This window comes from Anoxybacillus sp. P3H1B, from assembly GCF_001560855.1.
In the GTDB taxonomy this organism is placed as follows: Bacteria; Bacillota; Bacilli; order Bacillales; family Anoxybacillaceae; genus Anoxybacteroides; species Anoxybacteroides rupiense.
The window spans coordinates 14,779-28,896 of record NZ_LPUG01000013.1 but is presented as its reverse complement, the minus strand read 5'-3'; the positions used below and the strand labels follow the sequence as shown (position 1 = coordinate 28,896).

Genomic DNA, 14,118 nt, shown 5'->3' with positions numbered 1-14,118 from the left:
TCTCATATTATACTTCTATTTTCATTTGCCCCCACCGCCAACCTGTGGCGGAACCCCGCCATTTTTTGGCGGAACTCCGTCACTAAATGGCGGGCTTAAAAAAGAAAACGCCTCACTGGTAAGGAGGCGTTAATATTCCATGTGAATCGCGGGGATCAGCCCTAGCTTTCTAGCTTTTTCTACCGCTTCGATCCTTGAAGAAACTTGCAGCTTGGCAAAAATGCGGGATAGTTGCCGTTCGATGCTGCGTTGGCTGATATGACATTTTTTTGCAATCTCCTTATTGCCTAAGCCATTGGCAACTTCCATTAATATTTCCTGCTCAAGGGGGCTCAGCGCGACCGGTTCGCCTTCTTGCGTTCGGTCCTTCACCTCAGAAAGCTGCATCCGGCGCAACAAATGCACAGGAACCACCGCTTCGTTCCTTAATGCGCAACGAATCGCTGTGATTAATTGCTCGCTTGTCGCCGTTTTACTGACAAAGCCGGTGATACCTGATTCGATCAAGTAATGAAAAAAAGGCGCGATGTCATATCCGGTATACATAACATTTTTCGCATCTGGTTGTTTTTGCAGAATTCGCTTACCTAATTCGACTCCACTTATCCCCGGCATCTGCCAATCCAACAAATATGCATCATAGGTGTACCTTTCTATGATTGGTTCCACATCTTTTCCAGATGTTACAAGCTCCACATGAAAGTCTGGTTCATTTTCCAGTACTTTCTTTGTCCCCTCACCAACAAGCCGATGGTCATCGACAACCAAAATATGAATCATCTTAGCCTCTTCTCCCCCTTTCCAGATTTACAGCGCAAGGATGATTCCTTTTGAAATGCGGTATGCCAAGCTTGGCATGTGTTCTTTGATACCACCGATCCACCTCTTATCAGCCATCAGGCAATGCGATTGATTTCTTCCGTCATTTGTCTCACATATTCATATAAACGCTTTCATCCCCCTCGTTATTTTGTCCCCCACATATCTACACAAATATTTACAATTAACCAAAATTCGACAAAATCAGTGAACTTCCTTCCACTGATGTAATAAATTTATCGCTAAAAAGGAAACCATTTTGTATCAACAGTGATCTTCGGACATTTAAAGTGTCTAAAACTAGTTCTACTTACACAAAGCAAAAGAAGAGAAAAAGCGGCTTTGTACATCACTTGAAGGGGATAAACGCGGGAATATAGCATAATGAAAAACCTCCCTGCCTAGGCAGAGAGGGATTTTCATTAAAACATTTCCGATACCGTTTTTGCTTGCACGTGAAGAATCAAATAGTCAGGGCCGCCTGCTTTTGAGTCTGTTCCTGACATGCTGAAGCCGCCAAATGGCTGATAGCCGACCATCGTTCCTCTATTTAGAAAAATTCTGTCCATAAACAAAAAGCGTTTTTCCAAGCTGGCTTTATTCAGTCGGGAAGTCTCGCGTTTCTGAATCTTGTACAGCTTGATGAAAGCGGGAGATGAATCGACTTCGGACAAGGACAAGCGTTGTCTGTTCCATGATCCGACTCTATCATAAAATAAATCGATGCTGTTCTTTGATCACTGGATTGAGAGATTGATGGAGAAATCAAATGAGAAAACCAAAAGGAGCCTTCCATACGTAAAATATCCAAAGTACAAAAAAGAACTCCGAATCGTCGGACATCTAGGGTGGGAAAACCTGTGGGGACAACATATCGCGTTATTTCTCTAACTCCTCCACTCGCTTTTTCATTTCCATCAATAACCGATCAAATAGATAAACGTATCTCTGGCGAATGTGTTCATAAATTTCCATCGCTATTTGCTCATCATACGTGTGTGATGTTCTGTTTCTGTCTTCCAGCATTTGAATCCACGTTTCTCCGTCTTGAATGAGTCCTTCTTTAAACGCTTCCTTTATCGTCTTTCGCGGGCTTGTTACTTCGTTGTTTCCGTTGTATTCCAAATAACTTTTCATCCATTTCCATGCCAGCTCATATGTAAATTCAAACCGCTGAATCGTCGCATCAAGAACAAGGTCGTCTTTCGTGACATCGCGCCCGACGCTTTGATGAAGTTTATATAGCACCTTCTCAAAATCGGAAAGCTTATCTATGATTTTATTCATCGTCACAACTATCTCCCCCCGATCGTTCGTTAAAAAGATCGTTTTCCCTTCTTGATCAATATACGATTTGAGTTTTCCGTTACTTATTTTGTCATAATCGATCACGTCTACTGTATAAATTATATTGACTTCAGCCAAATCGTCTTGAATGCGATATAGCTGCTCGTTGTTTTTTCTAAATTTAATCGCAATATCAATATCCGATGTTTCTTTATAATCACCTCGTGCCCGCGAACCAAACAAAATGATTTTTTCAATAATGTCCGCATAGCTTTGGAAGAAATGAAGAAGCTGATAAAATGTTTTTCTCTTTAATCCATACATATTGACACTCAAGATCACCGCCTCCTAATGATTTTCTTCAAATGTCCAAACCTGAACACGAAATCATGATGAGAATTTAGGAGCTATTCCAAAAGTCTTCGTAATATTTCCACAACCCCCAATTTAATGTTTGTTACCTAACAACATTCTTAATTCATTGTTAGGTTTCCAAAGCCCCTTACTGGATATATCAGAGGTATGTCTTCATAAGTGAGGAGCTAAGTCCTTATCCATTTTATGCTCTGTAAAATGAAACCCACTCTCTTTCCAGTCTGGCTTTACACCATCCCCCCATAACACGAGGGTTTCTTTATGTTACCAAGTATATTAGGCTCTTCAAAGAAACGTAAGTATAACAACAATATTTTTACCATCTGGACAGAGGAATTTTAGAAAAATCCACCTCAGTCGCCGTTTGGACAGAGGTGGATTTTTTGCGCATCGACAAATTCACTAGACCCCCTCCCAGCATTCGCCAAGAGGGGGTTTTTACTTTAAAACATTTCCGATACCGTTTTTGCTTGCATATGAAGAATCAAGTAGTCAGGGCCGCCTGCTTTTGAGTCTGTTCCTGACATGTTGAAGCCGCCAAATGGCTGGTAACCGACAATCGCGCCTGTGCATCCGCGGTTGAAGTAAAGGTTACCGACATGGAATTCTTCGCGCGCTTTGTCAAGGTTAAAGCGGTTTTTCGAAATGACCGCTCCTGTTAAGCCGTATTCGGTGTTATTGGCAATTTCAAGCGCATGATCGAAATCTTTCGCTTTTGTGAACGCCACAACTGGGCCGAAGATTTCTTCTTGCATTAAGCGCGCTTTTGGATCGACATCGGCGAATACTGTTGGCTGAATGAAGAAGCCTTTTGAGTCATCTCCTTCGCCGCCTGTCATCAGCTTGCCTTCTTGTTTGCCGATTTCAATGTATTCCATAATTTTATTGTAAGCAGATTGGTCGATCACAGGACCCATGAACGTGCTTTGTTCTTCCGGATTGCCGACTTTCAACTGCTTTGTTAGCTCGACGACGCGATTTAATACTTGATCGTATACCTCTTCAAGAACAACCGCACGAGAGCAAGCGGAGCATTTTTGTCCTGAGAAGCCAAAGGCAGAGGCAACAATCGATTGAGCTGCCAATTCTAAGTCAGCTTCTTTGTCGACCACGATTGTATCTTTTCCGCCCATTTCCGCGATGACGCGTTTGAGCCAAATTTGGCCTGGATGTACTTTCGCTGCGCGCTCGTAAATGCGGATGCCGACATCACGAGAGCCTGTGAAGCTGATAAAGCGAGTGCGCGGATGGTCCACTAAGTAGTCGCCGACTTCTGCGCCGCTTCCCGGGATATAGTTCAATACGCCGGCTGGAAGACCTGCTTCCTCCAACACTTCCACAAATTTATAAGCGACAACAGGCGTTGTGCTCGCTGGTTTTAAAAGAACGGTATTGCCCGTAACAAGAGCAGCTACTGTTGTTCCCGCCATGATCGCAAACGGGAAGTTCCAAGGCGAAATCACCACACCGACGCCAAGCGGAATATAGAAGAAACGATTCGACTCACCTGGACGGCTTTCTACCGGAATGCCCTCTTTCAGCTTTAACATTTGACGAGCATAGTACTCCATAAAATCGATCGCTTCTGCTGTGTCCGCATCCGCTTCTCTCCAAGGTTTTCCCGCTTCCTTCACAAGCAATGCCGAAAACTCATGCTTGCGGCGACGCACAATCGCAGCAGCACGGAGCAAAATATCAGCGCGCATTTCCGGTTTTGTTTTACTCCACCATTTGAATGCGGCATCTGCTGCTTGCATAGCCTTTTCAGCTAACTCTTTATTCGCTTTTGATACGCGACCAATTACTTCTTCTTTATTAGCTGGGTTGATTGAAACGATTTTATCTTCCGTCGTCACCCGTTCTCCGCCAATCACTAACGGGTAGTCTTGGCCAAGATACGCTTGTACTTGTTGTAAACCGGCTTCAAAAGCCTGTTTATTTGCTTCTGCTGTGAAATCTGTGAATGGTTCATGTCTATAAGGTTGTACCATACTTGTGCCCCCTTTGCCGAAATTAAACGTTTACAACCCACATCTATCATTCTAACGGATAATAAAAACTTATTCAATCGCTATCGTTTTCCGTCTATTGATATATATGGACAAATGGCTGTTCGGCCTTCGCTTCGCGGATGATAATGCTTTCCGGGCCGTTAACAGACGAAATATAGACATTGACCGTGATATAATCCGGGAATTGCTCCATCACAAGCCCCGTTACATATTGCGTAAACGCAATGACCTCTCCCTTGCCATAAAATTGCATCGGAATATTGACCGTCAGCTGCTGAAGCTGATCGTCTACATAAAATGCTTTGCCGATGACGCCTGTATAATTTGGAAAAAAATCTTCGATATCGGATTTAAAATTTAAAAACTTCATTAAATCTTCGCGGTGATTTTTTTCCGCGTCATCTGATGGAAATAAAGTGTATTCTTCATTAATTTTTTCCCATTTGTCGATCGTCGTGCTTCCCTCGTCTACATTCGTCACGGCAAAGAAATGGCCTGGAATAATCGCCGATTGCGGCTGTTGCTTAAATAAGGCAATAGTAATCGGCACGCTTTCTAATCCTTTAATCTGACGAACCCGCGACAATACTTCAGAAGCCAGTCGCTTGCCTTCTTTTTCAATGACGTCATCCTCGATTTGCACCTCGCGCGGATATCCCTGCTCCGTCTCATAATAATGGACGGAATTTAAGGCGAGTCCTAAAACAATACCGCCAAGTTTTACTTTATTATTATCGTTTTTCATTAAATAATCATGCTCTAAAATATTGGCCAAATAAATCGGACTTTTTGTATTTTTTTCTTCATTGGTTCCTTTGTTGCCAAGCGCCGGATTCAAGCCCTTATCGTCTTCGCTTTTCCTCTTAAGCCAGCTCTGAATCGTTTTTTTGTCCAAATATTGCCCTTCTTGAAATAAATAGTCCTGCGGTGAGAAACGATCTTGAGCTACACGCATCAAGCCCGTTTCAAACTCATTCACATCCAAACGTGTATTCAAATCCTCCACCACAAGTCCTCTCGCTTCTGAAGGCTTAAATGGCAAAATCATTCGATAGTACGAATCAGAAATATTGTATTTTGGAATCACAGCTTTTTGCTGTTTATTATCTTTTTGTTGTACGACTTCTTCTTGGCCAAATTTCGGAGCACAAGCCGATAGCAAGAACATCGTTGCTATAGATAATATCGCCATTTTTTTCATGGTCCTTACACCTGCCGCTCAAGTTCTTGAAGAAAGCGCGCTTCATTCCAAATTTCAATATGGAGCTGCTGCGCTTTCGTTAATTTCGATCCGGCTTCTGCACCGGCAATGACTAAATCGGTCTTTTTGCTGACGCTTCCCGTCACGTTGCCGCCAAGCTGTTCGATTCTTTCTTTCGCTTCACTGCGCGATAATGCTTCCAGCTTGCCGGTTAATACGACCGTTTTTCCAGAAAAATAAGACGTTCCTTCAACTGCTTTTACTGATTTTGTTCCTTTGTAAGTCATATTCACTCCATAAGAACGGAGCTCGTTCAACAGTTCTTTTACTTCCTGCCGCGAAAAATAAGTGACAATGGAATCGGCCATTTTTTCGCCGATTTCGTGAATCTCCAGCAATTCTTCCTGTGTAGCCGACTCAAGACGTTCCATTGTTTCAAAATGCTCGGCAAGTACTTTCGCCGCTTTCGCTCCGACATGGCGAATGCCAAGTCCGAACAAAAGACGTTCCAGCGAATTTTGCTTGGATGCTTCAATCGCTGCAAGCAAATTCGCGGCAGACTTTTCGCCCATCCGCTCCAAAGGAACGAGCTGCTCTTTTGTTAATGTATACAAATCGGCCACGTCATGTACAAGCCCTTGTTGAAACAATTGAGCAATCACCTTTTCGCCAAGTCCTTCAATGTTCATCGCCTGTCGGGAAACAAAATGGATTAAACCTTCGCGAATTTGGGCTGGACATTTTGGGTTTAAACAGCGAAGCGCCACCTCTCCTTCTAAGCGGACAAGCTCGCTTTTACATTCTGGACAATGGGTCGGCATCGCAAAAGGAATTTCGTCTCCCGTTCGCCTTTCAGGCAAAACATTTACAATTTCAGGAATAATGTCACCTGCTTTTTTGACAACGACGGCGTCGCCAATCATAATATCCTTCGCTCGAATCAAATCTTCATTATGAAGCGAAGCTCTCTGCACCGTTGTGCCAGCAACGCGAACTGGCTCTAAAAGCGCGGTTGGCGTGACCACTCCCGTACGGCCGACGCTTAATTCAATGCCAAGCAGCTTTGTGACTACTTCTTCGGCTGGAAATTTGTAAGCGATCGCCCAACGAGGGCTTTTAGCCGTTGCGCCGAGCTGTTCCTGCTGTTCAAATGAATCCACTTTAATCACAATGCCATCAATCTCATAGGAAAGCTGCGGACGTTTCCCATTCCATTCCTTTATAAATTCAATTACTTCTTCCATATTCGCACATCTCCGCCGCTCCGGATTGGTTTTAAATCCAAGCCGTTGCAAATAATCAAGCGCCTCACTGTGCGAATCGATTCCCATTTCCTCTGCATTCGCTAAACCATAAATAAACATGTCTAAATGGCGAGAGGCCGCAATTTTTGGATCAAGCTGACGCAACGATCCAGCGGCTGCATTGCGCGGGTTGGCAAACAGTTCCTCGCCGCGCTGGCGGCGCTGTTCATTTAATCGCTCAAACGATCTTTTCGGCATATAGGCTTCACCGCGCGCCTCTAACGTGACAGGTTGCTGCAGCCGCAATGGGAGCGAACGAATGGTTTTTAAATTTTCGGTGATGTCCTCTCCTGTTATTCCATCGCCCCGTGTAGCCCCTTGAGCAAAATAGCCATCCTCATAGCGCAAGGAAACAGCAAGTCCGTCGATTTTCAGTTCACATACATACGCGACATCATCGCCAACTTCTTGACGAACGCGGCGGTCAAACTCCCGCAAATCTCCTTCATTAAAAGCATTGGCAAGACTTAGCATCGGAGCACGATGCTCCACTTTTTGGAAAGCATCTAACGCTTGTCCGCCTACACGCTGGGAAGGAGAATCTTTCGTTTTTAAATCAGGATGCGCCTCTTCAAGAGCGATGAGCTCCTGCAGCAGCCGGTCATATTCAGCATCAGGCACCGATGGTCGATCCAATACGTAATACTCATAGTTATATTGATCTAAAAGACGGCGAAGCTCCTCAATGCGCCCAATAGCTGTTTGTCGATCCATTGTTCGTTCATCCTTTCTCTAGACCTTCGTAATCGGGGCAAATTTAGCTAATAATCGCTTAATTCCAATCGGACTTTGGAAAGCGATATCCAGCTCTTTGTCGTCTCCGTCTCCGCGCACGCTCACAACGGTTCCGATTCCCCACTTTTTATGCTCTGCTTTATCGCCTACCTTCCAAGCGACCGCTTCTCCTCCTGTCGTTGTCGGCACCGCAGCTAAACGAACGGACTTCGTTCTCGCTTGTTCGTTTGCTGGCCAGCGCTTCGTTTTATTCACCTGTTCGACTAATTCATCAGGAATTTCCCCGATAAAGCGCGAAGCTGGATTCACATTCGTTCGGCCGAACAGGGTGCGCATTTGGGCGCTTGTTAAAAACAATTCCTCTTCGGTGCGGGTAATGCCGACATAGGCCAAGCGCCGCTCTTCTTCCATTTCCTCTTCATCGTCGAGTGAGCGGCTATGTGGAAAAATGCCTTCTTCCATGCCGATCAAAAAAACGACAGGGAATTCTAATCCCTTTGCCGAGTGAAGCGTCATCAGCACAACGGCTTCCTTGTCTGTTTCCTCTTCATTGTTTAACTGGTCAATGTCAGCCACTAAAGCAAGATCCGTTAAAAAGGCGATGAGCGATTTATCTTCACTTACATTTTCAAAATGTTTGGTTACGGATAAAAATTCATCAATATTCTCAAGCCGGCTTTGCGCTTCCAATGTTTTTTCCGCTTCAAGCATCTCGCGGTACCCCGACTTCTCTAAAACATCCTCTACCAACTCCGTAACAGATACATATTCTTGCAGCTGCCCCCAATGTTCTATTTGCCGACGAAATTCATGCAACGAAGCGGCAATGCGCGCACTAATCCCCATATGCTCAAGCTCGCCAAGCGCCTGAAACATCGAAAGACCGTGTGCGGAAGCGTAGCTTGCAATTTTATCGAGCGATGAAGCGCCGATACCGCGCTTTGGCACATTGATAATTCTCGTCAAACTAATATCGTCATTTGGATTGGCGATCAAACGCAAATACGCCAAAATATCTTTAATTTCTTTTCGGTCATAGAACTTTAAGCCGCCGACGATTTGATAAGGAATATTCGATTTAATCAACACTTCCTCCATCATCCGCGATTGGGCATTCGTGCGATACAATATGGCGAAATCCGAATAGCGGCGCTTGCTGCTGTCCACATACTCTTTAATTTTACCAGCGACAAATTGCGCTTCATCTGATTCGCTCATCGCCTCATAATAGGCGATTTTTTTTCCTTCCGGATTTTCGGTCCATAATCTTTTTGGTTTGCGGTTGTAGTTATTTTCAATGACCTTGTTCGCCGCTTGTAAGATGCGCTTGGTCGAACGATAGTTTTGTTCAAGAAGTACTACTTTGGCATTGGGATAGTCCGTTTCAAATGATAAGATATTTTGAATGTCCGCTCCACGCCAGCGATAAATCGATTGATCGGAATCACCGACAACGCATAAATTCTGAAATCTCGCGGCCAGCATTTTAACAAGCATATACTGCGCTCTGTTCGTATCCTGATATTCGTCAATATGAATATACTGAAATTTATATTGATAATGCTCAAGCACTTCCGGCACGCGTTCAAACAGCTGAATCGTCACCATAATTAGGTCGTCAAAATCAAGAGAATGGTTGCGCAGAAGACGCTGTTGATATTCGGTATACACATCGCTTACCACTTTTTCATAATAAGTAGCTGCTTTTTTAGCAAATTTCTCCGGAGAAAGCAGCTCGTTTTTAGCGCTGCTGATCGTTCCTAAAATGGCACGCGGATCAAATTTTTTCGGATCGATATTTTTATCATTTAAAATCGTTTTGAGCACTGAAAGCTGATCGGTCGCATCTAAAATAGAAAAGTTGCGATTAATGCCAATACGGTCGATATCGCGCCGCAAAATGCGCACGCACATCGAATGAAACGTCGAGATCCAAATCTCTTCCGCCGCTCCGCCGACAAGCGACTGCACCCTCTCCTTCATTTCACGGGCGGCTTTATTTGTAAAGGTAATCGCTAAAATGTTCCAGGGGGCAACATGCTTTTCCGCCATCAAATAAGCGATACGGTGCGTCAATACGCGCGTCTTTCCGCTTCCCGCTCCAGCCATGATCAATAAAGGCCCTTCCGTCGTTTTGACTGCCGCTTGCTGTTCGGGATTCAGATTCGCAAGCAGCTTATTGGATAAGAAATTCAATTCTATCACCACCATACAAACATTTGTTCTATTTTACTACATTTTTTCCGTTCAGACAATTTCGCGTTTTACAACTTTCACTGTTTCTAACGCTTTCGGCAAATCGTGATATACCGCATTTCCGACGACAATCGTATCCGCATATTGCGCCATTTCCTTTGCTTGTTCCGGGCCTTCAATGCCGCCACCGTAAAATAGCCGCGTATGATGCAGCGCCTCTTTCACTCGGCGCACCGTTTCTACATTTCCATAAGTGCCGCTGTACTCTAAATAAAAAATTGGCAGTTGATACATTTTTTCCGCTATTAATGCATAGGCGACGATATCTTCGTCAGAAAGCTCCGTCTTCGCTTCCGTAAGCATTGCCGCTTTGCAGTTTTTGTTTAAAATACAATATCCCTCCATGAAAATTTCATCCCAATTCATAAGCTCCCCAAATTGCTTCATCGCCTCATGATGCAAATCCACTATCCACTTTGTCTGTCTGCTATTTAAAACCGTCGGGATGAAATATAAATCAAATCCGGGCGTCACAGATTCGATATTCGATACTTCTAAAACGCAAGGAACCGCAAATCGGCGAATGCGTGCCATTAGATCGAGGACATTTTCGAGCGTGACATGATCCGTTCCGCCGACAATGACTGCATCCGTTCCGGATTCGCAAATTTGTTCCAGATGCTCGTCGCTGATTTCTTTATTGGGATCCAGTTTAAACACATGACGCCACTGGTGAATATCGTACATAGAAAAACCTCCATTTACTTCTCCGTCATCAGACGTGGGGATTTATTGGCAAAAACGACGAACCTCGCTTTGTCTACTGCTAATAAGCAACCGTCTTGTCTGGTTATGAACACTCTTTATCCATCATCTTATTATAACAAATCCTCAAGCAGATGGATGAGCCTATAAGCCTTATTCATCGCAAACCTATATATACCATTACAAAAAAGAGCCGAGGACCGCATAAGATCCAATGTCTCTTCTTCAAAAAAGAAAAGGAGCACCAAAACAAGGCTCCTTCCTTTCATTTTATATGATTCGTTTCTTTGAAGTCGTCAGCTTGCTCTTCTTTAATACGTTCAAGCACCATTTCATAAGCATCGCTTCCATAGTTCAAACATCGTTTGACACGAGAGATAGTGGCTGTGCTAGCCCCCGTTTCTGTTTCGATTTTGTGGTACGTATAGCCTTCTCGGAGCATACGGGCCACTTCAAGGCGCTGGGCCAACGACTGAATTTCGTTGACCGTGCATAAATCATCAAAAAAACGATAGCATTCCTCTAAGTCACGAAGCGAAAGAATGGCTTGAAACAATTGATCGACTTCTCTGCCTCTCAGCTTATCAATTTGCATATAGTATTCAACCCTCCATTTACTATACTAACGATATTGGACCATATCAAGTGATGGCACAACATTAATCCAAGTCTTTCCCGGAGTAAATCCGACCGGCACACCATGATCATACGGCAGCAACCGCCCATTGACATTTTTCCATTCCACACGCTTGACGGTGCCGTTTTGAAATAAATATCCATCTCCACCGGAGGTCAAATCGATATCGCGCCGGCCATATTCATCCGCAATCGTGTGGACTGCCGCAACAATGAACACGTTTTGAACCAAAATAGGATCATGTGTATCATAATCGATCGTTTGCTCTCCTCCGCTGTAACGGATGTAGCCTTTTTTATCCGAAATGTATTGATATTGAACATGAGCATACGATCTTTTGGAATACGAAATATCCACTTGCTCTGCTGGTTCACTTTGCGCTTCATTTTTGAAAAAAGGAAGCGCTTCTACCGTTTCTTCTAAAGAATAGCCTTTTTCTTTTGCTCCTTTTTCGATATTAGCAAATGTAATATACGAATTATGTGGAGCCTTTCGGAACGAAGCTCTTTTAAAGAGCGTTCCGTCATAAAACAACCCATTCAAATAATCTGTTCCGCCAGCTTCCAGCATACTTTTTGCCTCAGGGCTCCAGCCGTGACAAATATAGAGCGCGTCAAATCCTTTGCTTAGCTCAATATAATAATCACGAGCGCTGCGAACCGGCCCCACTTTTTCAGGGAACTCGCTTTGATATAAGGCTAAAAAACGTGTAATATCCCCTTCTGCCAGCACCTCATATACAACATCCGCTTTCTGCAATCCTGATTGGGGGCGGGCCGCCGGATGGTTGTTAATCATCACACCTACCACACGATGATTCGCGTCCTGTTTGGCAGGCAACCCTGTCAATGGCGAGAGTACCTGTTGTTGCCCAGTCTCGTTTTCCGGTTCCTTCTGTGGCGTTTCTATAGCTGTCGCAGGCTGACGTTCCTTTTTTTCGGCTTTTGTACAGCCGCTAAACAGAAGACATGTTCCACTTATGGCAATTAACCAGCGCTTCAATCCTCACACAACCTTTTTCTTTTATATTTTAACGCATTATCGACGGAAAGAGTACCGTTTTATTCATGACATCATAAATTCCTTTTTGCGTAATGCGAATATAAGGCAAATGAGTCGATTGAAAAAATAATAAAGAATAAATAGGATCAACAAAGCGATAGCCTCGTTCTTTTAACAGCTCCTTTAGCTTGTTCTCTTCGCAGATCAGGCTGTCGACACGTTCATTGGACATCATCCCGTTAAGCACAAGCGGAATTTCATGAATGATTTCCCCGTTTTCAGCCAGTACCATTCCGCCGCCAATTTCACACATGCGCTGAAATGCCATTAGCATATCCCGCTTGCTTTTGCCAATTAATAAAATATCGCCGGTATTAGAATAAGAGCTGACCAATCCTTTCACATGGGTGGCAAACCCCTTAACCACTGTATTGACACGCCATCTCCCCTGCCGATCTATAAGCATTAAAAAGCTCTCATCATAGCTCTCCGCCAATTCATCGTGCGCAGTGTCAATTAATACGGAATATGGGCGCATAATCACCGAATTCTCCATATACATTCCAAGAGGCATGGAAAATTGTAAATCATCCATTGACAATTGCCAAGTCAATTGAAGTGGACCTATACCATACGTTCGCCAGTCGATACCGTGATCCCACGTTTCAAAACCTCCGTCTCGCAGCATCCATTGCCCTTTTGAAAGCACACTTACAGGCGTCGGGTCTTCCTTATCGCGCAAAAAGTTAATATTGGCGAACCGTCCTGTCGTGATCGTACCGTGTAAATGTTCCATATGATAATGGCGCGCCACATTGAATGTTGCCATATGATACGCATCAATGACAGGAACCCCTTTTTGGATCGCGATGCGAATCATCTGATCAACAATGCCGTGTTCATAAAATGAAGGCGGTGAACCATCTGTTGTAAAAATGATGTGATCATATTGCTCAATCCCTAATTCTTTCATCTCTTCAAGCAGCTTCGGCAAATCCGGACGAATCGATGAATACCGTAATGAAACCGTATACCCGTGCAAAAGCCTATGGTATACCTCTTTGCCTGTCATGGCTTCATGGTCGCAGTCCGTGCCAGCCAGCATCATTTTTGTAAGCGTTTTCTCTGAAGCTCCCGGAAAATGTCCCTCAATTCGCTTTTTCATACTTTTGGCCTCTTGAATCCAATGAAGCATCGTATCATCTCCGGCAAGAAGCTTCGGCCAGCCTGTTAACTCGCCAGCCTGTATGACTGATTTTTGCTTAAGCCATTCTTTAATGATGGCATAAGAAAAAGTATCGTCTTCTTTAGCGAGTTCTGTCTGCCCATCCAAACGGCACCACCAATAGATCGTTGCCGGTAACGATTCCATATCCCGCAAAAAAGAAAACGCTTTCTTTTTTGCGAGCTGCAAAACAAGGAATAAGTTATCATTGATAATCGTTGTCGTACCAAACTTTGCTGCATATTCGGCAAACGTTTGGGGATTATATAACTGAAAAGGATGGGCGTGTGGTTCGACATAGCCAGGGACTAAATAGTAGTCGCTGCAATCAATCACTTCGCACTGTTCCAGATCGCTTGGCAAACGCTCGCCCGCATAAACAATGCGATCATGTTTTATCCAAATATTCCCTTTCACCCATTTACGTAAATATGAATGCAAATACGTCGCGTTGGTAAGCAACTTTGCTGGCGATCGCTTTCCATCAATGATCGCCATTTGTTCGCGAAGCTGCTCGGTGTTCCACTGATAGCGTTGTTCGGCCATATATACATCCCCGT

The 14,118-nt window shown here is 44.0% G+C and carries 10 protein-coding genes and 1 pseudogene; all 11 read right to left on the bottom strand.

The features are described 5' to 3' along the window. Positions 1-129 precede the first annotated feature (129 nt). The 11 genes and pseudogenes from AT864_RS09030 to AT864_RS08980 all read right to left on the bottom strand — a co-directional run bounded on the left by AT864_RS09030 (position 130) and on the right by AT864_RS08980 (position 14,104). Positions 130-780, bottom strand: coding sequence for a response regulator transcription factor (locus AT864_RS09030; protein ID WP_066148420.1), 651 nt, complete (start codon positions 778-780; stop codon positions 130-132). A gap of 461 nt (positions 781-1,241) precedes the next feature. Beyond that, a pseudogene (locus AT864_RS09025) lies at positions 1,242-1,421 on the bottom strand (L-glutamate gamma-semialdehyde dehydrogenase); the annotation flags it as partial. Positions 1,422-1,698: 277 nt separating this feature from the next. Then, the gene (locus tag AT864_RS09020) at positions 1,699-2,430 is read right to left on the bottom strand and encodes an HI0074 family nucleotidyltransferase substrate-binding subunit (RefSeq protein ID WP_082741665.1); all 732 of its coding nucleotides are present in this window, start codon (positions 2,428-2,430) and stop codon (positions 1,699-1,701) included. 494 nt (positions 2,431-2,924) lie between these two features. Beyond that, a complete protein-coding gene (gene pruA, locus AT864_RS09015; protein WP_066148417.1) occupies positions 2,925-4,472 on the bottom strand; it encodes an L-glutamate gamma-semialdehyde dehydrogenase in 1,548 nt (515 codons plus the stop codon). Positions 4,473-4,566: 94 nt separating this feature from the next. After that, complete coding sequence (locus AT864_RS09010; RefSeq protein WP_066148416.1) at positions 4,567-5,694, bottom strand: CamS family sex pheromone protein; 1,128 nt, start codon at positions 5,692-5,694, stop codon at positions 4,567-4,569. A 5-nt stretch (positions 5,695-5,699) separates the two neighbouring features. Beyond that, the gene (gene ligA, locus AT864_RS09005; RefSeq protein WP_066148414.1) at positions 5,700-7,712 is read right to left on the bottom strand and encodes an NAD-dependent DNA ligase LigA; all 2,013 of its coding nucleotides are present in this window, start codon (positions 7,710-7,712) and stop codon (positions 5,700-5,702) included. An 18-nt stretch (positions 7,713-7,730) separates the two neighbouring features. Then, positions 7,731-9,929: a DNA helicase PcrA gene (pcrA, locus tag AT864_RS09000; RefSeq protein WP_066148412.1), complete on the bottom strand. Its 2,199-nt coding sequence runs from the start codon at positions 9,927-9,929 to the stop codon at positions 7,731-7,733. 51 nt (positions 9,930-9,980) lie between these two features. Continuing rightward, on the bottom strand, positions 9,981-10,676 hold the full coding sequence (locus AT864_RS08995; protein WP_066148410.1) for a heptaprenylglyceryl phosphate synthase: 696 nt from the start codon (positions 10,674-10,676) through the stop codon (positions 9,981-9,983). Positions 10,677-10,959: 283 nt separating this feature from the next. Next, positions 10,960-11,289 (bottom strand): YerC/YecD family TrpR-related protein, encoded by a 330-nt coding sequence (locus tag AT864_RS08990; protein WP_044741340.1) that lies wholly within the window; start codon positions 11,287-11,289, stop codon positions 10,960-10,962. Between the two features lie 27 nt (positions 11,290-11,316). Further along, complete coding sequence (locus AT864_RS08985) at positions 11,317-12,333, bottom strand: DUF3048 domain-containing protein (RefSeq protein WP_044741339.1); 1,017 nt, start codon at positions 12,331-12,333, stop codon at positions 11,317-11,319. Positions 12,334-12,361: 28 nt separating this feature from the next. Then, positions 12,362-14,104 (bottom strand): adenine deaminase C-terminal domain-containing protein, encoded by a 1,743-nt coding sequence (locus tag AT864_RS08980; RefSeq protein WP_066148408.1) that lies wholly within the window; start codon positions 14,102-14,104, stop codon positions 12,362-12,364. Positions 14,105-14,118 lie beyond the last annotated feature (14 nt).